Below are 20,009 nucleotides of genomic sequence, written 5' to 3' on the forward strand. Positions count from 1 at the left end.
GATGCCCGGGGTGGCCGCGCTCCTAACGTGCTTGCCCGGGCGTCCGCGTGCGGGCGCCGGCAACGATTCGGAGGTGGCAGTGCAGACGTTCGCCGAAGTCGTACGTGCCCGCAAGGGCGACGACAAGGTCGGAGTGCGGTTCGAGGACCGGCAGTGGACCTGGGACGAGGTGGTGCAGCAGAGCGCGGATCGTGCCGCCGCGCTCGTCGCGGCCGTGCCCGCCCCGGCCGGCCGGCAACGCCACATCGGGGTGCTGCTCGAGAACGTGCCGGACTTCGTGTTCTGGATCGGGGCCGGTGCCCTCGCCGGAGCCGTGGTCGTGGGGATCAACGCCAGCCGCAGCGGCCCGGAGCTCGCCGAGGACATCCGCCAGGCCGACGTGGATCTCCTCGTCACCGAATCACGCCTGGCGCACCTCGTCGACGGCACCGGCCACGGACTGCCCGCCGACCGCATCCTCGACATCGATACGCCCGCCTACACGCGGTTCCTCGAACCGCACCGCGGGTCCGCTCTCCCCGACACGGTGCCCGCGGCCGACGACATCGCGCTGCTGCTGTTCAGCTCCGGGTCCACCGGCCGCCCCAAGGCGGTGATCGTCACGCAGGGCCGGCTCGGGCGGCTCGTCGACGTGCTCGTCGAACGCACCCACATGCGCCGCGACTCGGTCGCGTACCTGTGCATGCCGCTGTTCCACGGGAACGCCGTCATGCTCAACCTCGGCACCGCGATGCGGGTCGGCGCGACCGTCGGCCTGATCCGCAAGTTCTCCGCGAGCCGCTTCTCGGAGGACATCCACCGGTTCGGCGCGACCTTCGTCAACTACGTCGGCCGCGCCCTGTCGTACGTGCTGAACCGGCCCGAGGACCCCCGCGACCGCACCGGAACCCTCGAGGTGGCGTTCGGCACCGAAGCATCCGAGGTCGACGTCGCCCGGTTCTCCGAGCGGTTCGGCTGCACCGTCATCGAGGGCTACGGCTCGAGCGAAGGCGTCCTGCGCATCAACCGCACCCCCGACACTCCGCCCGGGTCGCTCGGGGTCGCCGCCGGCGGCACCGACGCCCGCATCCTCGACGAGAACACGGGGCTCGAATGCCCCCGGGCTCGGTTCGACGAGACGGGCCGGCTGCTGAACCCGGAGGCGCTCGGGCAGATCGTCGCGATCGGTGCGGCCGCCTCGTTCGAGGGCTACTACAAGAACCCGGGTGCCGCCGCGGACCGGATCCGCGGCGACGACTTCTGGACCGGCGACCTCGGTTACCGCGACGCCGACGGCTACTTCTACTTCGCGGGACGGGCCTCGGACTGGCTGCGCGTGGACAGCGAGAACTTCGCCGCCGCGCCCGTCGAACGGATCCTGCAGCGCCTTCCCGGCGTGCTGTCGGCCCCGGTGTTCGCGGTGCCGGACCCGACGACCGGCGATCAGGTGATGTGCGCCGTCGAACTCGACGCCGGTGCCGTGTTCGACCCGGTCGCCTTCGGCCGTGAGCTGGCCGAACAACCGGACATGGGGGACAAGTGGTGGCCGCGGTTCGTGCGGGTCACCGACCGGATTCCGCTGACCGGCAGCAACAAGATCGACAAGGCGCCGTTGCGGGCGGTCGCGTGGTACACCGACGACCCCGTCTACGTGCGTGTCGGGCGCACCCCCGAATACGTTCTGCTCGACGAGTCCGCCCGCGCCGACATCGAACGCGACTTCGTCGCGAACGGTCGCGCGGCGCTGCTCCCGGCGCCGGTCGGCTGAGCCCGACCCCGGATCCCGGCGAGTGGGACCTGCGATTCCGCCGCTTCCGGACTCACCTACCGTGAGGATCGAAGGAGCACGGAAACCTCAGTAGCACTTTCGATCCCACCGACCACCACTGCCGAAAGGACGGCCAGCCGTGAGCTTGGAAACCACCGGTACTTCCGACATCCGCGAGATCGTCACCGGTACCGCTCCCACCCGCTTCGCCCGCGGCTGGCACTGCCTCGGTCTGGCGGAGAGCTTCCGGGACGGGAAGCCGCACTCCGTCGAGGCGTTCGGCACCAAACTCGTCGTGTGGGCCGACACCGCCGGGGAACTCCAGGTTCTCGACGGGTACTGCCGGCACATGGGCGGCGACCTCAGCCAGGGAACGATCAAGGGCGACGACATCGCCTGCCCGTTCCACGACTGGCGCTGGGGCGGCAAGGGCAAGTGCACCAACATCCCCTACGCCCGCCGGGTCCCGCCGCTCGCGAAGACCCGCGCGTGGCGCACCCTCGACCAGGACGGTCTGTTCTTCGTCTGGCACGACCCCGAGGGCAACCCGCCGCCGGCCGACGTCACGATCCCGCGCATCGAGGGTGCCACCAGCGACGAGTGGACCGACTGGGTCTGGTACACCACCGAGGTCGACACCAACTGCCGCGAGATCATCGACAACATCGTCGACATGGCGCACTTCTTCTACGTGCACTACTCGTTCCCGACGTTCTTCAAGAACATCTTCGAAGGTCACGTCGCGACCCAGGTCATGCACGGCAAGGCACGTGACGACATGCGCCCGAACACCGAGGGGCAGCCGAAGATGCTGGGCAGCCGCTCGGAGGCCTCGTACTTCGGACCGTCGTTCATGATCGACGACCTGAAGTACGAGTACGAGGGCTACGACATCGAGTCGGTTCTGCTCAACTGCCACTACCCGGTCTCGGCCGACAAGTTCGTGCTGATGTACGGCATGATCGTCAAGAAGTCGCCGCAGCTGCCCGACGACGTCGCCCTCGAAACCGCCAGGAAGTTCGGTGATTTCATCGCCCGCGGTTTCGAGCAGGACATCGAGATCTGGAAGAACAAGACCCGCATCGAGAACCCGCTGCTGTGCGAGGAGGACGGCCCGGTCTACCAGCTGCGCCGCTGGTACGAGCAGTTCTACGTCGACGTCGCGGACGTGACCCCGGAGATGACCGACCGGTTCGAGTTCGAGATGGACACCACGCGTCCGGTCGCGGCGTGGATGAAGGAAGTCGAAGCGAACGTCGCCGCCCGGGCGGCCCGCGCGGCGAAGGCGGACACGGATGCAGCCCCTGCGGTGCAGTGAGTGCCAGGCCCAGGTGCTCGTGCGGAAGAACAGCTGGGAGCACACCGAGGTCCAGTGGAACGCGCAGGCGCGCAGCCGCTGTCATGAACTCGGGGGTGCGGCGGGATCGGGTCGCCGGCCGGGCGCACCGGTCCTGACGTGTTCGGCGTTGGAAGCCGGTGTGGCCCGCGCCGCAACCGAGGGGCTGATCGACGTCCTCGACGACGCGCCTATTCCCGGCCCGATCCTCCAGTAGTTCGATCCGATTCGTGTCGGCTCGCGTAACAACGGAAATCCGAAGGACAGTGATGAGCGAAACCCTGCAGATCGACAGTGCCCGTTACGGCAGGTGGGCGGTGATCGCCGGTGGCTCCGAGGGAGTCGGCGCTGCCTTCGCCGACGAACTCGGCCGCGCCGGGTTCGATCTGCTGCTGATCGCCCGCAAGCCGGGACCGCTCGAGGACACCGCCGCCGCGGTGCGCGAGCACGGCGTCGAGGTGCGCACGCTCGCACTGGATCTGCTCGCCGACGACGCCGTCGAGCAGATCCGCACGGCCACCGCGGACCTCGAGGTGGGACTGTTCATCTTCAACGCCGGCGCCAACAGCTACGGCCACGAGTTCGTCACCGGCGACCTCGACGGTTTCCGCGGCGTCATCGATCTGAACGTGCACCGGCAGGTCGAGCTCGCGCACCTGTTCGGGGCGCGCATGAAGGACATGGGTCGCGGCGGGATCATGTTGCTCGGATCCCTTGCCGGGTACATGGGTTCGGAGCACCAGAGCATCTACGCGGCGTCGAAGGCCTTCAGCCGGGTGTTCGCGGAGAGCCTGTGGCTCGAGCTCGCGCCGTACGGCGTCGACGTTCTCGAACTGGTTCTCGGTGTCACCCGTACCCCCGCGATGGAACGTGCCGGGCTGAACTTCGACGTGCCGGGCATGCTCGTGTCCGAGCCGGAGGAGGTCGCCCGCGAAGGTCTCGAGCACCTCGCCGACGGCCCGGTGTGGGTTGCGGGCGGCAACTACAAGGCTGCGGTCAAGCGCAGCGGATTCCCGCGCGACGCACTGGTCCGCGGCGCGGCCGAGGCGATGCGCGCGCTGCTGAACCGCTGACCCCGCCCCCGTGCGCGTTTTCGGTAGTTCCCGCTACCGAAAACGCGCACGAGAAGTTTCGAGGAAGACGCCCACGACATACGTTGGGCGTCTTCCTTTTTTGGTTCCTGCTGAGTGAGACCGCGGAGGCGGCAGGCACATTCGGAGCGGGAAAGTGATGTGGGACACGGCTGTTGCCGTCGTTCCCTCCCTCTCCCTTCACCCGCGTACCGCAATACGCGGTGCGCCGAAAAGTCTGGAACCGAATCTGTGACTTCCGATGCGACTCGAGTCGAACCTCTGATTCCCGATCCACCGGCCAAGGGGCGCTACGCCCGCCAACGTCCCGTCTGGGTGATCGTGGCGGTGCTGATCGCCGTCGAGATCATCAGCGCCTTCGAAACATCGATGATGTACGCCGCGATCCCCACGCTCATCAAGGATTTCGGCAGCGACGCCACCACGGTCGGCTGGGCCGTCACGGCGTTCCTCCTGGTGGCCGCGGCGTCCGCGGCCGCATGTGGCCGGCTGGGCGACATGTACGGCCGCGAACGCGTGTTGGTCGTCCTGCTCGCCCTCGCAGCCCTCGGCTCGCTCATCAGCGCCCTGGGCGACAGCCTCGGCAGCATCATCGTCGGCCGGACGATCCAGGGCGTGGCCGGCGCGATCCTGCCGCTGTGCATCGGCCTGGCACGTGAGCACCTTCCCCCCGCGCGTGTACCCGTCGCCGTCGCGCTGATCTCGGGCACCGCGGTGACCGCCGGTGCCGCCTCGCTGCTCGTCGCCGGGCTGCTCATCGACTACGCGAGCTGGCACATGATCTTCGTGGTCGCTGCAGCCTACTCGCTGTTCGCGTTGTTCCTCGTGCTGTTCGTTCTGCCCTGGCGACCCCCGAAGGGAACGAAGGAGGCGATCGACTACATCGGCGCCGTCCTGTTCGCCGCATCCGTCGCCGCGGTGCTGCTGGGCATCAACAAGGTCGGCGCGTGGGGCTGGTCCGACCCGCGGTTCCTCGCGCTCGTCATCGGTGGACTCGCCGGGCTCGCGTTGCTCGTGCGGTGGGAACTGAAGGTCCCGAACCCGCTCATCAGCGTGCGCCTGTTCGCCGATCGCAAGTTCTCCCTGACGATGCTCGCGACGCTCGCGATCGCGATGGGTCCGCTGGGCGTGGTGACCATGATCATCCCGATCGTGATGCAGTCCCCGACGACCGGGTCGTTCGGGCTGGGTCTGTCCGCGACGCACGCCGGGTGGCTGTCGTTCATAGGTTCGCTGTTCGGATTCGCGTGCACACCGATCAGCGGCCGGATCGCCGCGGCCGTGGGCGCGCGGATGTCGATGCTGCTCGGCAGCGCGCTGTTCGTCGTCGGTGTCGTCGTGATGCTGACCGCGCACAGTTCGGAACTTGCGATGACCGCGATGGTGGTCGTGGTGTCGGTCGCGACGGCGTTCGCATACACCGCGCTGCCCATCCTCGTCGTCGAGTCCGTGCCGGAACGCAACACCAGCGAGACGACCGGCACCCAGACCGTGCTGCGGATGGCGGGCCAGGGCGTCGGCACGTCGCTCGCGACGATGATCCTGACCGCGACGGTCACGTCGCAGGGTGCGATGACGATCACCGGCCTGAACCTCGTCGGTGCCATGATCGTGATCTGCACGGTCGTGGCCATCGCGCTCACGGTGATGATCCCGAAGCGTACCGCCGACTGAGTCGAATCCCACTGCCCGTGCGCGTTTCTGGTAGTTCCGACTACCGAAAACGCGCACGGGTGCGGGGGTCAGGTCAGGGTGCGCGCGTGCACGCCCTGATCGAACTCGGGGAGAGGGCCACCGGCACGCAGGGTCGTGGCGAGCTGCGGATCGGCGAGATGCAGGCGCCCGATCGCGGCGAGATCGAATTCTCCTGCGGCGAGCCGTCGTTCGAGTTCGGGAATGTTGTCGCGGGACGGTGCGGCCACGCCGAGGCGGGTCTCGCGCAACGTGGTCGCGATACCGACGCTGCCGACGGCCATCGACATCGCGCCGGTGAGTTTCTTCGCCCACCCCGCGAGCGACAGGTCGCTGCCCTCGAACGCGGCGACGTCGAAGCGGCGGATGCTCGCGTCGAACACGTCCACTCCCGCGTCGGCGAGGGCGCCGAGGATCGTGCCCAGCTCGTCCGGGGTCTCCGCGATGCGTGCGGTGTAGTCCTGCTGCTTGTGCTGCGAGAACCGGAAGAAGATCGGGGCGTCCTCGCCGATCCCGGCGCGGATCGCCGCGACCACCGCGGCCGGGAACCGGGTACGTCGCTGCAGGTCGCCGCCCCACTCGTCGTCGCGGCGATTGGTGCTCGCCCACAGGAACGCGTCGAGCAGGTAGCCGTGGCCGCCGTGCAGCGCGACCCCGTCGAACCCGACGTCCAGCGCGGCCCGCGCCGCGCGCGCGTAGGCGGAGATGACGTCGGTGATGTCGTCGTCGGTCATCGGCCGGCAGGGCCGCGAGGCCTGCGCGACGTACTCGTCCGAATAGGTCGTGACGCCGGGCTCGCCCCACACACCCGACGGGCGCATCGGCGTCAGAGCCGGGTCGACGTTGCTCGTCATCGCGCCCCACAGCGGCCCGACATGCCACAGCTGCGGGATGATCCGGCCGCCCTCGGCGTGGACGGCGTCGACGACGCGCCGCCACCCGTCGAGGGCGTCCTCGCCGTGCATCCGCGGGACCCGCGGGTTGTCGACGGCCGTCGGGTGGTCGATCGCGACGCCCTCGGTGACGATCAGGCCGGTTCCGCCGGCGGCGCGTCGCCGGTAGTACTCGGCGACGTCGGGCCCCGGCACGCCGCCGGGGGAGTGCGACCGGGTCATCGGCGACATCACGATCCGGTTGGGCAGCTCGAGCGAGCGCACCGTCAGGGGCCGGAAGAGTGGGGACAGGGTTCTCGTCATACGTTATCGGGAGCTTTCGTCGATTTCGGAAGGCGTTTTCGGAGAAGCGGATTCGAATTCGGCTCCGGCTTCGCCGGCGATCTCGCGCAGCGCCGCGAGCTGATCGCAGTAGTGGTCCGCGCCGGTGGCGGCGAAGGTCGCGCTCACGATCGTGGCGCCGATCGCGCGGCGTCGTTCGAGGGCCCGCAGGGTGGCGTCGCGGTCGCCGAGCGGATCGAGCGGGCGACCGGCGTCGAGGACGACGTCGAATCCCTCCGGCGGATCCACCTTGCGCAACATCTCGGCGATCTGCTGCACGGTGAGACCGAACGGCAGCCAGCCGTCACCGAGCGTGACCGCCCGACGCAGCGACCGACCGGTGCGGCCGCCGATCCAGAACGGCACCCGCGGCTGCACCGCGTGCGGGCGTACCTCGACGTCCTCGTAGTCGTAGTAGGTGCCGTGGAACTCGGGATTCGGGGTCGACAGTCCGGCACGCAGCGCGCGGAGCGCTTCGTCGGCACGGGCGCCGCGGTCCTCGAAGGACGCCCCGAGCAGTGCGAATTCCTCCTCGAGGCTGCCGACGCCCAGGCCGAGGATCAGCCGGCCGCCGCTGACGGCGTCGAGGGTGCCGTACCGCTTGGCGATCTCGAGGGGATGGTGGTAGCCGAGCACGAGCACCCGGGTGTTGAGCCTGATCCGGCGGGTGCGTGCGGCGAGGTATCCGAAGGTCGCCAGCGGGTCCCAGTAGACGCCGCCGCGTTCGGCGGCGATCCGGGTGGGGACGGCGACGTGTTCGCTGCAGGTGACGTGGTGGTAGCCGAGGCGATCGGCGGTCTCGGCGACGCGCGCGAGTTCGTCGATGCCGGCGTGGCGCTCCCATTCGGCGCGGGAGGCGGGGTGGCCGATGACCACGGGCGATGTGACACCTATGTACATGCGATCGAACCCCTCGTACGCGAACCCGGCGCGCGCCCGGGCGGCGGCCCGGGTGTGAAGCGCGTGATCGTCCTTCCCGACCGTTCTACCGGTCGGGGAACGGGTGGCCGGTGTGCTTCCTGTTCAGTGGGATGTTGTCAATCACGGCCCGATCGGCAATACTTGTTACGTCGGTCACAAGAATGAATTTCAGTCTCTTGGGGTCTCCCTCGGTCCGAGGGGTTGGAGGAGGTTACGTCGATGCCCGAATTCGATGCTGCTGCAGAGGAATACGAGACCACATCGGAGTCGACCCGGGGATCGTCGGCGCCGCAGCGCGAACTGCCCGCCTCCATGGTCGAGCGCATGACGCTGATCCTCGACGCCTTCGACAACGCCTCCTCCCGGCTCACCCTCGAAGAGGTGGCCTGCCGCACCGGGCTGCCCCGCTCCACCGTCCACCGCATCCTCGACCAGATGGTCCGGCTCGAATGGGTCGACCACGCGTCGTTCGGTTACTGTCTCGGCCGCCGCGCCAAGTCGCTCGGCGCCGGGGACAACGGTCACGGCCGCATCCGCGAGGCGGCGGCCCCGGTGCTCCACGAACTGCACCTGCAGACCGGGATGGTCGCGCATCTCGCGGTCCTCGACCGCAACGAGATCGTCTACCTCGACAAGGTCGGCGGGCAGCTCGCCGCCACCCTGACCTCCCGCGTCGGCGGCCGCGTGTCCGCCCACGCGACCGCGTGCGGCAAGGCCATCCTCGCCGGCCTGCAGCCCGAGCACGTCGACGCGCTGTACAGCGCCGGTCTGCCGCGCCGCACCGACCGCACCATCTCCGACCTCGGGATGCTGCACCGCGAGCTGGGCCGTATCCGGCAGCGGCACGGACTCGCCTTCGAGACCGGCGAGGCGATGAACGGCATGGCCTGCGTCGGCGCGCCCGTCCGCAGCCCGCAGGGCCCGGTCGCGGGCATCTCGCTGTGCGGCCCGGCCCGTCCCGGTCACCTCGAACGCATTGCACCGATCGTCGCCGATGCCGCGCGCGACATCTCGCGCATGCTCTACCCCGAACTCGGGGCGCCGCGTCGCGCGCGTCGTCTCGCCGACGATCCAGTGTCCTTCACGGTTCCCGACACGGCCGAGCAGTTCGTCGCCGGCGGAGCCGGAGCATGGGCCTAGCGGCGGGTCCCGTTCACCGGGAGCCTCCGCGCACGGTGCCCGTGTCGCTGGGAATGTACTGGTCATGACGACGGAACTGAGCTATGAGGAGACCGCGCGATCCGTTACGACGGACCGTGGCGTGCTCCGATACCACGAAGCCGGTGACGGACCGCCCCTGCTGTTGCTGCACGGCTCCGGCCCGGGAGTGACCGGCTGGCGCAACTACCGGGGTGTGCTCGCCGACCTTGCAGAACACTTCCGTTGCCTCGTACTCGAATTCCCCGGTTTCGGCGTCAGCGATCCGTGCGCGGGTCATCCCATGGTGATGGCCCGGCACGCGGTGACCGACTTCCTCGATGCACTCGGCCTCGACCGCGTCTCGATCATCGGAAACTCGATGGGCGGCATCGTCGGAACCCAGTTCGCCATCGCGGAACCCGACCGGGTGCACAAGCTCGTCACGATCGGCGGCGCCGGCCGGTCGGTGTTCGCGCCGTCGCCCGGCGAGGGCATCCGGCTGCTGATGGAATTCACCGACGACCCGACGCGCGAGAAGCTGGTGCGCTGGCTCCACTCGATGGTGTACGACCCCGCGATCGTCACCGACGAATTGATCCAGGAGCGTTGGGAACTCGCCACCGAACCCAAGACGCTCGAGATCGCCCGCCGGATGTACAGCACGGCTGCGTTCGAAGCCGGTGCCCGCGCCGCCCTCGCGTCCACCGAAACGCCCTACTGGGCGCAACTCGGCAAGATCACCGCACCGACCCTCATCACGTGGGGTCGCGACGATCGCGTCAGCCCCGTCGACATGGCGATGCTCCCGATGCGCGAGCTGCGCAACGGCGAACTGCACGTGTTCCCGAACTGCGGGCACTGGACGATGATCGAGGCCCGCGACGCGTGGCTCGCCACCGTCCTCTCCTTCCTCAACCGTAAGGACGCGTGAGCGATACCGCTCACCGCACTCCGATCCCGCTCGGCGGGCGCGACTCCCACGGACGTCCGCCCCGACTACCGGGCGCCGTACAGAAAGCCGGAAGATCATGGGACAGGTTCTCGATTCGCTCATCCCGTTCGCCGACGAGATCCGCGCCGACGGCACCGAAGGCGACACGCTGATGCGCCTGACCGATCGCAGCGCCAAGCGACTGCGGGACTCCGGAGTCATCCGGATGCTCCAGCCCGCCGAGTTCGGCGGCCTCGAGGTGCACCCGCGCGAATTCGCCGAGACGGCAATGGGTCTCGGCGCCATGGACGGTGCGACCGGCTGGGTCTCCGGCATCGTCGGCGTGCATCCCTGGGAGATGGCGTTCTTCGACCCGAAGGCCCAGCAGGAGGTGTGGGGCGAGGATCCCGACACCTGGATCGCCTCGCCGTACGCGCCGATGGGCGTCGCCACCCCCGTCGACGGCGGCTACATCCTCAACGGCCGCTGGTCCTTCTCGTCCGGCACCGACCACTGCAACTGGGTCATGATCGGCGCCGCGGTCGGCGACAAGGACGGCAACCGGCTGAACCCGCCCAAGTCCCTGCACGTGCTTGTGCCGCGCTCGGATTACCGCATCGACCACGACAGCTGGAACGTCGTGGGTCTGCGCGGCACCGGGTCGAAGGATCTGATCATCGAGAACGCCTTCCTGCCCGAGTACCGGACGCTGTCCGCCGAACGCGTCATGGGCGGTGTCGCCTGGAAGGACGCCGGACGCGACGAGACGCTCTACCGGTTCCCGTTCTCGTGCATCTTCCCGCTCGGCATCACTTCCTCGCTGATCGGCATCGCCGAAGGGGCCCTCAACTGCTACATCGAAACGCAGAAGTCGCGGGTGACGGTGTCCGGCACCGCGATCAAGCAGGACCCGTACGTGCTGTCCGCGCTCGGTGACGCGGCCGCCGAGATCGCCGCGTCGCGTGCCGCCATCCTCGAGACCGTCGATCGCTTCTGGGACCTGACCGAGAAGGGCCAGGAGGTCACGTTCGAGATGCGGGCCATCGGCCGGCGCACCCAGACCGCCGCGGCCTGGCGTGCCGTGCGCGCCGTCGACGAGATCTTCGCGCGGGCCGGTGGCGGCGCGCTGCAGCTCACCAATCCGCTGCAGCGGTTCTGGCGTGACGCCCACGCAGGTCTGAGCCACGCCATCCACGTGCCCGGCTCGATCTTCCACGCGGCCACGCTCACCCAGCTGGGCGAGGAGCCGCAGGGCATGATGCGCTCGATGATCTGATCGCCGAATCCAACTGTCACGAAGGAACATCGAACAATGACGGACATCAGGGGCCTGGGATATCTCAGGATCCAGACCACAGACATCGCACGATGGCGTGAACTCGTCGTCGACGGACTCGGCATGGCGATCGGCTCCGGCCCGGAACCGGACGGGCTGTACCTACGGATCGACGAACGTCGCGCACGCCTGATCGTGCTGCCCGGCGAGACCGACAAGGCACTCGCCGTCGGCTGGGAGGTCCGCGACCAGTTCGCGCTCGAACGGGTGCGCGAGGCCGTGGAGAAGGCCGGTATCGCCGTCGAGGTGCTGTCGGAGCAGGAGTCGTTGTATCGCGACGCCGAGCAGGTCATCGCGTTCGACGATCCGGGCGGCACCCGCGTCGAGGTGTTCTTCGGCCCGGTGCTCGACCACAGCCCGGTCGTGACCCCGTTCGCCGGCCGATTCCACACCGGTGAGGAAGGACTCGGGCACGTCGTGCTGCCGTGCTTCCGGTTCGACCGGGTGTACGAGTTCTACACCGAGGTCCTCGGCTTCCTGCCGCGCGGTGCGATGCGCGTCGGCGGTCCGTCGGCACCGCCGCCGGCGCGGCGGGTGCGGTTCCTCGGTGTCAACCGGCGTCACCACAGCCTCGCGTTGTGCCCGGCACCGCCGAGCGAGCAGCCCGGCCTGGTGCACCTGATGCTCGAGGTCGAAACTCTCGACGCGGTCGGCCAGGCTCTGGATCGTGTTCGCGAGCTGGGCTTCTCGATCTCGTCGACGCTCGGTCGCCACACGAACGACAAGATGATCTCGTTCTACGTGCGGGCCCCCGGCGGCTGGGACATCGAGTTCGGCACCGAGGGCATGCTCGTCGACGAGACGTTCTACACCGCCGAGGAGATCACCGCAGACAGCTACTGGGGCCACGACTGGTCCGGTTCCGAACCGCTCGCCGCGTTCGCGCCGCCGAGCGCGCAATCGTAGGGAGGGGCGATGACCGATACGACCACACTCGTCGAGCAACTCGTCCGACGCGTCGAACTGCTCGAGGACACCCTCGCGATCCAGCAGCTCATCACGACCTACGGGCCGGCCGTGGACAGCGGCTCGGCCGAGGCGGTCGGCGCGCTGTGGACCGAGGACGGGGTGTACGAAGTCGATTCGGGTGCGTACCGGGGCCGTGACGCGATCATGGCGATGGTGCGTTCCGAGGCACATCAGGGCTACATCCACGGTGGCTGCGGCCATCTGCTCGATCCGTTGAACATCCGGATCGACGGGGACACCGCGGTCGTCACCTGCCATTCGCAGCTGATTCTCAACACGGACAAGGGTTTCCGTGTGAAGCGCGTGACCGCGAACAGGTGGGAGCTGGTGCGTGCGGACGGCCGGTGGCAGGTGAAACTGCGCATCGCGCGCGTTCTCGACGGTCGCGCCGACGCTCGCGACCTCCTCGCCGCGGGCGTGGCCTGACCCGGATTCGCCGGCGGTCGCGGATCCCGAACGCGACGCGGTAGAACAGCATCGGCCGGGCCGTCGAGGCGTCGGAACTCGACGGCCCGGCCGACCACCATGTCGTGATCCCCGCGACGCGCACGTGATCCGCGGCCGGTTCCCGCTCTGCGGACGCACGTGTTGCCGCGCGCCGGAACGACCGTCCAGGGCCCGCTCGGTGGGACAATCGGTCGCGATCGGAACGGAAAGGGGAGCGACAATGTCCAGGATCGGTGTGGCGCGGGACGGCGCCGAACCGTCTTCGGCGGACCAGTGGGAGCGGCACGTCCGCATTCTGGATGCGGCTGCGCACCTCGCGACCGAACACGACCTCGCGCACGTGCAGATGACCGAGGTCGCCAAGCGGGCCGGCGTGGCGATCGGAACGCTCTACCGATACTTCCCGTCGAAGACGCACCTGTTCGTGGGTGTGATGCTGCACCGACTCGAACGATTCGCCGGGTACCGCCGGAACCCGGCGCCCGATCGTGGTCTTTCCGCGCAGGACGCGATCTGCGAGGCGCTGATCGAGATGACCCGCGAACTCGTCGCGCGCCCGACGCTGGCGTTGGCGATGTTGCAGTCCAACAGCACCGCGGCCGCCGGTGCGGTACCCGACGCGGTCAAGATCGAGGAGCAGTTCCAGAGCATCGTGCTCGACGCCGCCGGCATCACCCATCCCACCGACGCGGACCGCGACGTGCTGCGGCTGCTGTCGATGCTCTGGTACGGCGTCATCATCGCGCACCTAAACGGCCGATCGAGCCTCGAGGAGGCCGAAAGCGACATCAGGCGCAGCTGCCGCCTGCTGTTGGTGAATCTCGCGGCGTAGCCGCCCGTGTGCCCTTTTGGCGGTCCTGACCGCCGGAAGTACACACCGGCCTTAACAAACCAAGCGATTGCTTGGTAAGTTCCTGAGTGCGCCCCGCGGAATCTGGGGCACCAATCGGAGTGGAGGCACGGATGGATCTGGGACTCGACGGCGCAGTTGTGCTGATCACCGGAGGTGTACGCGGGGTCGGCGCCGGTATCACCCGGACGTTCCTGCGGGCCGGCGCGACGGTCGTGACGTGCGCGCGGAACCGGCCCGAGCGGGACATCGAAATCGACGGCCGCACCGCAGAATTCCTCGAATGCGACGTGCGTGACCCGGATCGGGTGCGTGAACTCGTCGACACCATCGTGGCCCGCCACGGCAGGCTCGACGTGCTGGTCAACAACGCCGGTGGCTCGCCCTTCGCGCTCGCCGCCGACGCCAGCCCCAAGTTCCACGCCAAGATCGTCGAACTCAACCTGCTCGCGCCGCTGATCGTCGCGCAGGCCGCGAACGCGGTGATGCAGCAGCAGGACAACGGCGGCTCGATCGTGAACATCTCGAGCGTGAGCGCGCACCGCCCGACACCCGGCACCGCGGCCTACGGTGCCGCGAAGGCGGGCCTCGACAGCCTCTCGACGACACTGGGCGTCGAATGGGCACCGAAGGTGCGGGTCAACTCGGTCGTGGTCGGCATGGTCGACACCGAACAGTCGCACCTGTTCTACGGCGACGAGGAAGGTATCGCCGCCGTCGGCGCGACCGTCCCGGCGGGCCGGCTGGCCACCCCGGACGACATCGGCAACTGCGCCGCATTTCTCGCATCCCCGCTGGCGGCGTACGTCAGCGGATCCACACTGACCGTCCACGGCGGCGGCGAACGCCCTGCCTATCTGGCAGCGGCCCGAACGAAGGAGGCAAAGTGAGTGGACTGCTGGACGGTCGCGTCGTCATCGTGACAGGCGCCGGGCGGGGGCTCGGCAGGGCGCACGCGCTGGCGTTCGCCGCGGAAGGCGCCAAGGTCGTGGTCAACGACATCGGTGTCGGCAGCGACGGGTCGGTGACCGGGGAGACCCCCGGGGAACAGGTCGTCGCGGAGATCCGCGCGGCCGGTGGCGAAGCCGTGGTCAACGGCGACGACGTCGCCGACTGGGACGGCGCCGCGAACCTGATCAAGACCGCGCTCGACAACTTCGGCCGCCTCGACGTCCTCGTCAACAACGCCGGATTCCTCCGCGACCGCATGCTCGCGAACATGAGCGAAGAGGAGTGGGACGCGGTCATCCGCGTGCACCTCAAGGGTCATTTCGCGCCCATGCGGCACGCGATGACCTACTGGCGCAGCGAGTCCAAGGCCGGCAATCCCGTCGACGCCCGGATCATCAACACCAGCTCCGGTGCGGGGCTGATGGGCAGCATCGGCCAGGGCAACTACGCCGCCGCAAAGGCCGGCATCGCCGCCCTGACGATCCAGGCCGCCGCCGAGTTCGGCCGCTACGGTGTCACCGTCAACGCGATCGCGCCGTCCGCGCGGACCCGCATGACCGTCGGTGCCGGCGGGGCGATGGCCGAGATGATGGCCGCACCCGAGGAAGGCTTCGACGCGATGGCGCCGGAGAACGTTTCGCCGCTGGTCGTGTGGCTCGGCAGCGCCGAATCCAAGGACGTCACCGGCCGCGTCTTCGAGGTCGAGGGCGGCAAGGTGTCCGTGGCCGACGGCTGGCGTCACGGCGAGGTCGTCGACAAGGGCGATCGCTGGGATCCGAAGGAACTCGGTCCGGTCGTCGAGAAGCTCGTCGCCGGATCTCAGCCGCCGACCCCGGTCTACGGCGCCTGAACGACTCGTGCGCGGTTTCGGTGGCAGTGGCTACCGAAACCGCGCACGAGCACGGGCTATGCGGGGGTACGGATGATCAGCGTCGAACCCGGGAAATACGCGGCCAGCTCGGTGCGGGCCTGCTTGAGGGTCGCGGTGCCGTAGCCCTGCTTGCGGAGCTCGGGGCGGACCCAGATGCGGACCTCCACCTCGTGCCCGGTCAGCTCACCGAACGCGAATCCGACCGGCTTGGGCTCGTCCCCGGTCAGATCCTCCGCCACGAGCCACATCGCCGTCTCGTCGTCGATGCGTTCGGCCGCCGCGGCGCGTTCGCTCGCGATCCTTTCGTCGCTGGAGTCGCCGAGCTGCTCGGCGCAACGCTCCTTGAACAGCTCCGTGTCCGCGGTGCTGTCGCCGATCGGCCGCATCCGGAAATGCGCGCCCGTCGCATAGGGCCGCTCGGCCGGGGTCCAGGTGAGCACCGCGTCCAGATCCTCGAGCTCTGCGCGGATCTTCTTGCGCTCGGCCTTCGTCAGCCGCCGGAACGGCAGATTGAGCACGGCCTCCGCACACTGCTCGTTCGTGTCGAGCAGCTGCGCGATCGTGGCGATCGCGTCGGACCGATCATCGCTCTCGACGATGGCATCGAGGACCTCGTGGCGCCGTTCGAGCGCGCGCAGCAGGGCCGCGGCGATCTCGCGACGATCGAGTACCTGATCATGATTGGTGGTTGTCACGGGTGACATCCCTTCTCGAGAGCGGGCAGAACTTCCTCCAGTATTGCCGGTTCGGGCCCAAGGGGAAGAGGCGAAGGTTCAATCACACACGACGACCGGGATCGTGCGCTCCGTCCACGACTGGTACTTGTCGAAATCCGGGTACATCGCAACGAGTCTCGGCCAGTACGCGGCACGCTCCTCCGGTGTCGCGACGCGGGCGCGCATCGTCCGCACCCGCGACCGGATCTGGATCGTCACCTCCGGGTTCGCCTGGATGTTGCGGTACCACAGGGGATGTTTGGGCTGCCCGCCCTGCGAGGCGACGAGCACGACGCGGTCGCCGTCCTCGAGGAACAGCAGCGGCAACGTGCGCGGCTGCCCGGTCTTGCGGCCCGTCGTGGTCAGCAGGCACACCGGCAGGCCCCACGGAAAGGCACTGCCCACCCGCCACTTTCCGCCGATCCTGCCTCCGGTGGCGCGATAGGCCTTCACGTTCGCCCGTGACATCCACTTGATGATCGAGACGGTCCACTTGGAGTCCAGGCCGGGCGGTGCGGCGGGTGTCGTGCTCACCTCAGATCCGCTCGATGATGGTGCCGGTCGCGAGGGCGCCGCCGGCGCACATCGTGACGAGCGCCGTCGACGCGTCGCGTCGCTCGAGCTCGTGCAGCGCGGTCGTGATCAGCCGCGAACCGGTCGAGCCGACCGGGTGGCCGAGCGCGATCGCACCGCCGTTGACGTTCACCTTGTCCATGTCCGGCCCGTGGACCTGCGCCCACGACAGCAGTACCGACGCGAACGCCTCGTTGACCTCGAACAGGTCCAGGTCGCCGATGCTCATCCCGGACTTCTCCAGGACCTTCGCGGTGGCCTGCACGGGACCGTCCAGGTGGAACTCGGGTTCGGCGCCGACGAGGGCCTGCGCGACGATGCGGGCACGCGGCTTCAGGCCGAGTGCCTTCGCCTTCGCCTCGTCCATGAGCAGCACCGCGGCGGCACCGTCGGAGATCTGCGACGACGTGCCGGCGGTGTGCACGCCACCCTCGACGACCGGCTTCAGCTTCGCGAGCGACTCGGCGGTCGTCTCGCGCAGCCCCTGGTCGCGGGTGACGGTCTGCTTCTCGCCGGTGAGGTTGCCTTCCTTGTCGACGACGGGCGCGACGACCTGCAGCACCTCGCGGTCGAAGCGGCCCTCCTCCCACGCCTGCTTGGCCAGTGCCTGCGAGCGGACACCGAGCGCGTCGACGTCCTCGCGGGTGATGCCGCGGCGACGCGCGATCCGCTCGGCGGCGCCGAACTGGTCCGGCATGTCGATGTTCCAGGACGCGGGACGCCGGGGGCCTGCATGCTCACCGACGTTGGCGCCCAACGGGACCTGCGACATGGCCTCGATACCGCAGGCGATGCCGACGTCGATGGCGCCGGTCGCGATGAGGCCGGCGATCATGTGGTTGGCCTGCTGCGCGGAACCGCACTGGCAGTCGACGGTGGTGGCGCCGGTCTGCCAGGGGAGTCCGGCGTGCAGCCACGCGGTGCGGGTGATGTTGTTGGACTGGGCCCCGGCCTGGGTGACGCAGCCGCCGATGACCTGCTCGACGAGCATCGGGTCGATGCCGGCGCGTTCGACGAGTCCGCTCTGCGCGGCCCCGAGGATCTCGGCGGCGTGCAGACCGGCGAGCCATCCGCCGCGCTTGCCGATCGGGGTGCGTGCCGCCTCGACGATGACTGGTGTGCCCACGGCGGGCTCCTTTCTGTCCTGTCTTCGCAAAATAGAACAGGTTCCCTAGGAGGACAAGGCGTGTCCGAGTGACCGGGAGCCACGGATTCCTTGGTCTCGCGGCTCGCCTGTGTTTGAATGGATCTAGAACGTGTTCCACATCACGGGTGTGTGATGTACCGGCCAGGGTAGGAGAGAGTTCAGTGGTGGCGCAGCCCAACATTCCCGAAGACATCGACTTCACCGACCCCGACCTCTACGAAGGGCGCATGCCGTTCGAAGAGTTCGCCGAGCTGCGTCGCACGGCGCCGGTCTGGTGGAACAAGAAGTCCCCCGACAAGGGTGGTTTCCACGACGAGGGCTTCTGGGTCGTTTCCCGGCACGAGGAGGTCCGCGAGGTCTCCCGGCGCAGCGACGTGTTCTCGAACTGGGAGAACACCGCGATCCCGCGCTTCAGCGACGACATGGAGCGCGCCAACATCGAACTGCAGCGCCACGTCCTGCTCAACAAGGACGCCCCGGAACACACCAAGCTCCGCAAGCTCGTCGCCCGCGGCTTCACCCCCCGCGCCATCAACGCGCTGCGTGAGGACCTCGAGCGCCGCGCCCGCACGATCGTCGAAGCCGCTGCCAAGGAAGGCAACGGCGACTTCGTCACCCAGATCGCGGCGGAGCTTCCGCTGCAGGCCATCGCCGACCTGATCGGTGTGCCGCAGGAGGACCGCACCAAGATCTTCGAGTGGTCGAACCAGATGACCGGCTACGACGATCCGGAGAACACCGCCGACCCGGCCATGGCGTCGATGGAAGTTCTCGGCTACGCCTACCAGATGGCTGCTGCCCGTAAGGAATGCCCGGCCGACGACATCGTCACCAAGCTCATCGAGGCCGACATCGACGGCGACGAACTCTCGCCCGAGGAGTTCGGATTCTTCTTCATCGTCCTCGCGGTCGCCGGAAACGAGACCACCCGCAACGCCACCACGCACGGCATGCTCGCGTTCCTCGAGCATCCCGAGCAGTGGGAGATCTTCAAGCGCGATCGCCCGAAGACCGCGGTCGACGAGATCATTCGCTGGGCCACGCCGGTCACCTCGTTCCAGCGCACCGCCCTCGAGGACACCGAACTCGGCGGCCAGAAGATCCGCAAGGGTGACCGTGTCGTGATGCTGTACGCGTCGGCGAACAACGACGAAGAGGTGTTCGAGAACCCGCGGGAGTTCAACATCCTGCGTGATCCCAACCCGCACTTGGCTTTCGGTGGCACCGGCGCGCACTTCTGCCTCGGCGCGAACCTGGCCCGCATGGAGATCGAGATCATCTTCAACGCGATCGCCGACCTCGTCCCGGACATCACCAAGGTCGCCGACCCGAAGCGTCTGCGTTCGGCGTGGCTCAACGGCATCAAGGAATTCCAGGTCGATTACAAGACCCAGGGTGGCTGCCCCGTCAAGCACTGACCCCCGCGGCTCCCGGTGATGGGTGCCTCTCCGTCGTCGAGCGGAGAGGCACCCATCATCCGTTCCGGGGGTCGTCGAGGAGATGCAGGTCCTCTGGAGTGTCGATATCCGCCGCGTCGGCGAGGGACGAGCAGTCGAGACGTCGCACGCGGTCGCGATTGCGTGCCAGGAACGACCGGGCGCCCTCGTCGCCGGTGGCCTGCGCGGCGGCGGCGACCGCGTCGACGCGGTCGAACACGACGGGATGGCCCGGGCGGTCGCCGAACACCGGCAGCGTCACCGTCCCGGGCTCGTGGGCCGACAGCACGGTGCGCACGAGTTCTGCGGTGATTCCGGGGAAGTCCACCACGGTCAACGCCACCGTCGAGTGCCCGGACGACGCATCGACGCCCGCCCGCAACGACGTCGACATCCCTTCCGCCCAAAGCGGATTGCGCACCACGATCACGTTCGGGTCGCACTGGGCGGCGACGTCCTCTCCGTAGGCACCGACGACCACGACGACCTCGTCGCAACCGCCCTGTCGCAGCGCATCGACGACGGTATGCAACAGGGGACGGCCCCGGTGGGGCAGAAGCGCTTTCGCGCGACCACCCAACCGCGAGCCGTCCCCTGCGGCGAGAACGATCCCGGCCACGGTCATGGGCCGAGGATACCGG

General features: G+C 68.7%; 20 protein-coding genes. 14 read left to right on the forward strand and 6 right to left on the reverse strand.

What is annotated here, in order from left to right; genetic code table 11:
- Positions 1–79 precede the first annotated feature (79 nt).
- The 5 genes from ACWDTS_RS25540 (at position 80) to ACWDTS_RS25560 (ending at position 5,848) form a co-directional block, all read left to right on the forward strand.
- Positions 80–1,747 (forward strand): AMP-binding protein, encoded by a 1,668-nt coding sequence (locus tag ACWDTS_RS25540; RefSeq protein WP_450119279.1) that lies wholly within the window; start codon positions 80–82, stop codon positions 1,745–1,747.
- A 139-nt stretch (positions 1,748–1,886) separates the two neighbouring features.
- Positions 1,887–3,065 carry a Rieske 2Fe-2S domain-containing protein gene (locus tag ACWDTS_RS25545; RefSeq protein WP_248674980.1) on the forward strand — a complete coding sequence of 393 codons (1,179 nt, stop codon included), beginning with the start codon at positions 1,887–1,889 and terminating at the stop codon, positions 3,063–3,065.
- A gap of 19 nt (positions 3,066–3,084) precedes the next feature.
- On the forward strand, positions 3,085–3,300 hold the full coding sequence (locus ACWDTS_RS25550) for a hypothetical protein (RefSeq protein ID WP_450119269.1): 216 nt from the start codon (positions 3,085–3,087) through the stop codon (positions 3,298–3,300).
- A 52-nt stretch (positions 3,301–3,352) separates the two neighbouring features.
- Positions 3,353–4,156 carry an SDR family NAD(P)-dependent oxidoreductase gene (locus tag ACWDTS_RS25555; RefSeq protein WP_197251748.1) on the forward strand — a complete coding sequence of 268 codons (804 nt, stop codon included), beginning with the start codon at positions 3,353–3,355 and terminating at the stop codon, positions 4,154–4,156.
- 333 nt (positions 4,157–4,489) lie between these two features.
- Entirely contained in the window at positions 4,490–5,848 is a 1,359-nt protein-coding gene (locus ACWDTS_RS25560; RefSeq protein ID WP_450119280.1) for an MFS transporter, read from the forward strand.
- A gap of 68 nt (positions 5,849–5,916) precedes the next feature.
- Here the strand turns inward: ACWDTS_RS25560 and ACWDTS_RS25565 are convergent, their stop codons facing one another.
- The gene (locus tag ACWDTS_RS25565) at positions 5,917–7,062 is read right to left on the reverse strand and encodes an NADH:flavin oxidoreductase (RefSeq protein WP_450119270.1); all 1,146 of its coding nucleotides are present in this window, start codon (positions 7,060–7,062) and stop codon (positions 5,917–5,919) included.
- Positions 7,063–7,065: 3 nt separating this feature from the next.
- Positions 7,066–7,980 carry an LLM class F420-dependent oxidoreductase gene (locus tag ACWDTS_RS25570; protein WP_450119271.1) on the reverse strand — a complete coding sequence of 305 codons (915 nt, stop codon included), beginning with the start codon at positions 7,978–7,980 and terminating at the stop codon, positions 7,066–7,068.
- Between the two features lie 333 nt (positions 7,981–8,313).
- Here ACWDTS_RS25570 and ACWDTS_RS25575 point away from each other — a divergent pair, with 333 nt between their 5' ends.
- From ACWDTS_RS25575 to ACWDTS_RS25610, 8 genes are all read left to right on the forward strand, one after another.
- Positions 8,314–9,141 carry an IclR family transcriptional regulator gene (locus tag ACWDTS_RS25575; RefSeq protein WP_450119281.1) on the forward strand — a complete coding sequence of 276 codons (828 nt, stop codon included), beginning with the start codon at positions 8,314–8,316 and terminating at the stop codon, positions 9,139–9,141.
- 64 nt (positions 9,142–9,205) lie between these two features.
- Positions 9,206–10,072, forward strand: coding sequence for an alpha/beta fold hydrolase (locus tag ACWDTS_RS25580; RefSeq protein WP_450119272.1), 867 nt, complete (start codon positions 9,206–9,208; stop codon positions 10,070–10,072).
- A gap of 97 nt (positions 10,073–10,169) precedes the next feature.
- Complete coding sequence (locus ACWDTS_RS25585) at positions 10,170–11,348, forward strand: acyl-CoA dehydrogenase family protein (protein ID WP_450119273.1); 1,179 nt, start codon at positions 10,170–10,172, stop codon at positions 11,346–11,348.
- A gap of 36 nt (positions 11,349–11,384) precedes the next feature.
- Positions 11,385–12,314, forward strand: coding sequence for a VOC family protein (locus tag ACWDTS_RS25590; RefSeq protein ID WP_450119274.1), 930 nt, complete (start codon positions 11,385–11,387; stop codon positions 12,312–12,314).
- Between the two features lie 9 nt (positions 12,315–12,323).
- Complete coding sequence (locus ACWDTS_RS25595) at positions 12,324–12,803, forward strand: nuclear transport factor 2 family protein (protein ID WP_197251757.1); 480 nt, start codon at positions 12,324–12,326, stop codon at positions 12,801–12,803.
- Positions 12,804–13,044: 241 nt separating this feature from the next.
- Positions 13,045–13,656 (forward strand): TetR family transcriptional regulator, encoded by a 612-nt coding sequence (locus ACWDTS_RS25600; RefSeq protein WP_450119275.1) that lies wholly within the window; start codon positions 13,045–13,047, stop codon positions 13,654–13,656.
- Between the two features lie 131 nt (positions 13,657–13,787).
- Positions 13,788–14,564, forward strand: a complete 777-nt coding sequence (locus ACWDTS_RS25605) for an SDR family oxidoreductase (protein ID WP_450119276.1) — start codon at positions 13,788–13,790, stop codon at positions 14,562–14,564.
- On the forward strand, positions 14,561–15,475 hold the full coding sequence (locus ACWDTS_RS25610) for an SDR family oxidoreductase (RefSeq protein WP_450109782.1): 915 nt from the start codon (positions 14,561–14,563) through the stop codon (positions 15,473–15,475). Before ACWDTS_RS25605 ends, ACWDTS_RS25610 begins: the two co-directional genes overlap by 4 nt.
- 56 nt (positions 15,476–15,531) lie before the next feature.
- Here the strand turns inward: ACWDTS_RS25610 and ACWDTS_RS25615 are convergent, their stop codons facing one another.
- The 3 genes from ACWDTS_RS25615 to ACWDTS_RS25625 form a co-directional block, all read right to left on the reverse strand.
- Positions 15,532–16,191 carry a GNAT family N-acetyltransferase gene (locus ACWDTS_RS25615; protein ID WP_197251760.1) on the reverse strand — a complete coding sequence of 220 codons (660 nt, stop codon included), beginning with the start codon at positions 16,189–16,191 and terminating at the stop codon, positions 15,532–15,534.
- Positions 16,192–16,269: 78 nt separating this feature from the next.
- A complete protein-coding gene (locus tag ACWDTS_RS25620) occupies positions 16,270–16,680 on the reverse strand; it encodes a nitroreductase family deazaflavin-dependent oxidoreductase (RefSeq protein ID WP_450109829.1) in 411 nt (136 codons plus the stop codon).
- Between the two features lie 67 nt (positions 16,681–16,747).
- Entirely contained in the window at positions 16,748–17,911 is a 1,164-nt protein-coding gene (locus ACWDTS_RS25625) for a steroid 3-ketoacyl-CoA thiolase (protein ID WP_450109783.1), read from the reverse strand.
- A gap of 185 nt (positions 17,912–18,096) precedes the next feature.
- On the opposite strand from ACWDTS_RS25625, the gene ACWDTS_RS25630 reads away from it, so the two are divergent.
- Positions 18,097–19,350 (forward strand): cytochrome P450, encoded by a 1,254-nt coding sequence (locus ACWDTS_RS25630; RefSeq protein WP_450109784.1) that lies wholly within the window; start codon positions 18,097–18,099, stop codon positions 19,348–19,350.
- A 55-nt stretch (positions 19,351–19,405) separates the two neighbouring features.
- Here ACWDTS_RS25630 and ACWDTS_RS25635 read toward each other — a convergent pair whose 3' ends face one another.
- Positions 19,406–19,993, reverse strand: a complete 588-nt coding sequence (locus ACWDTS_RS25635) for a nucleotidyltransferase family protein (RefSeq protein WP_450109785.1) — start codon at positions 19,991–19,993, stop codon at positions 19,406–19,408.
- Positions 19,994–20,009 lie beyond the last annotated feature (16 nt).

This window comes from Rhodococcus sp. NPDC003383, from assembly GCF_053589115.1.

Bases quoted from the DNA above. Each gene is read 5' to 3' on its own strand.
- ACWDTS_RS25555 (WP_197251748.1), top strand. From the start codon at position 3,353: ATGAGCGAAACCCTGCAGATCGACAGTGCCCGTTACGGCAGGTGGGCG.
- ACWDTS_RS25565 (WP_450119270.1), bottom strand. From the start codon at position 7,062: ATGACGAGAACCCTGTCCCCACTCTTCCGGCCCCTGACGGTGCGCTCG.
- ACWDTS_RS25570 (WP_450119271.1), bottom strand. From the start codon at position 7,980: ATGTACATAGGTGTCACATCGCCCGTGGTCATCGGCCACCCCGCCTCC.
- ACWDTS_RS25575 (WP_450119281.1), top strand. From the start codon at position 8,314: ATGGTCGAGCGCATGACGCTGATCCTCGACGCCTTCGACAACGCCTCC.
- ACWDTS_RS25580 (WP_450119272.1), top strand. From the start codon at position 9,206: ATGACGACGGAACTGAGCTATGAGGAGACCGCGCGATCCGTTACGACG.
- ACWDTS_RS25585 (WP_450119273.1), top strand. From the start codon at position 10,170: ATGGGACAGGTTCTCGATTCGCTCATCCCGTTCGCCGACGAGATCCGC.
- ACWDTS_RS25590 (WP_450119274.1), top strand. From the start codon at position 11,385: ATGACGGACATCAGGGGCCTGGGATATCTCAGGATCCAGACCACAGAC.
- ACWDTS_RS25595 (WP_197251757.1), top strand. From the start codon at position 12,324: ATGACCGATACGACCACACTCGTCGAGCAACTCGTCCGACGCGTCGAA.
- ACWDTS_RS25600 (WP_450119275.1), top strand. From the start codon at position 13,045: ATGTCCAGGATCGGTGTGGCGCGGGACGGCGCCGAACCGTCTTCGGCG.
- ACWDTS_RS25605 (WP_450119276.1), top strand. From the start codon at position 13,788: ATGGATCTGGGACTCGACGGCGCAGTTGTGCTGATCACCGGAGGTGTA.
- ACWDTS_RS25620 (WP_450109829.1), bottom strand. From the start codon at position 16,680: ATGTCACGGGCGAACGTGAAGGCCTATCGCGCCACCGGAGGCAGGATC.
- ACWDTS_RS25635 (WP_450109785.1), bottom strand. From the start codon at position 19,993: ATGACCGTGGCCGGGATCGTTCTCGCCGCAGGGGACGGCTCGCGGTTG.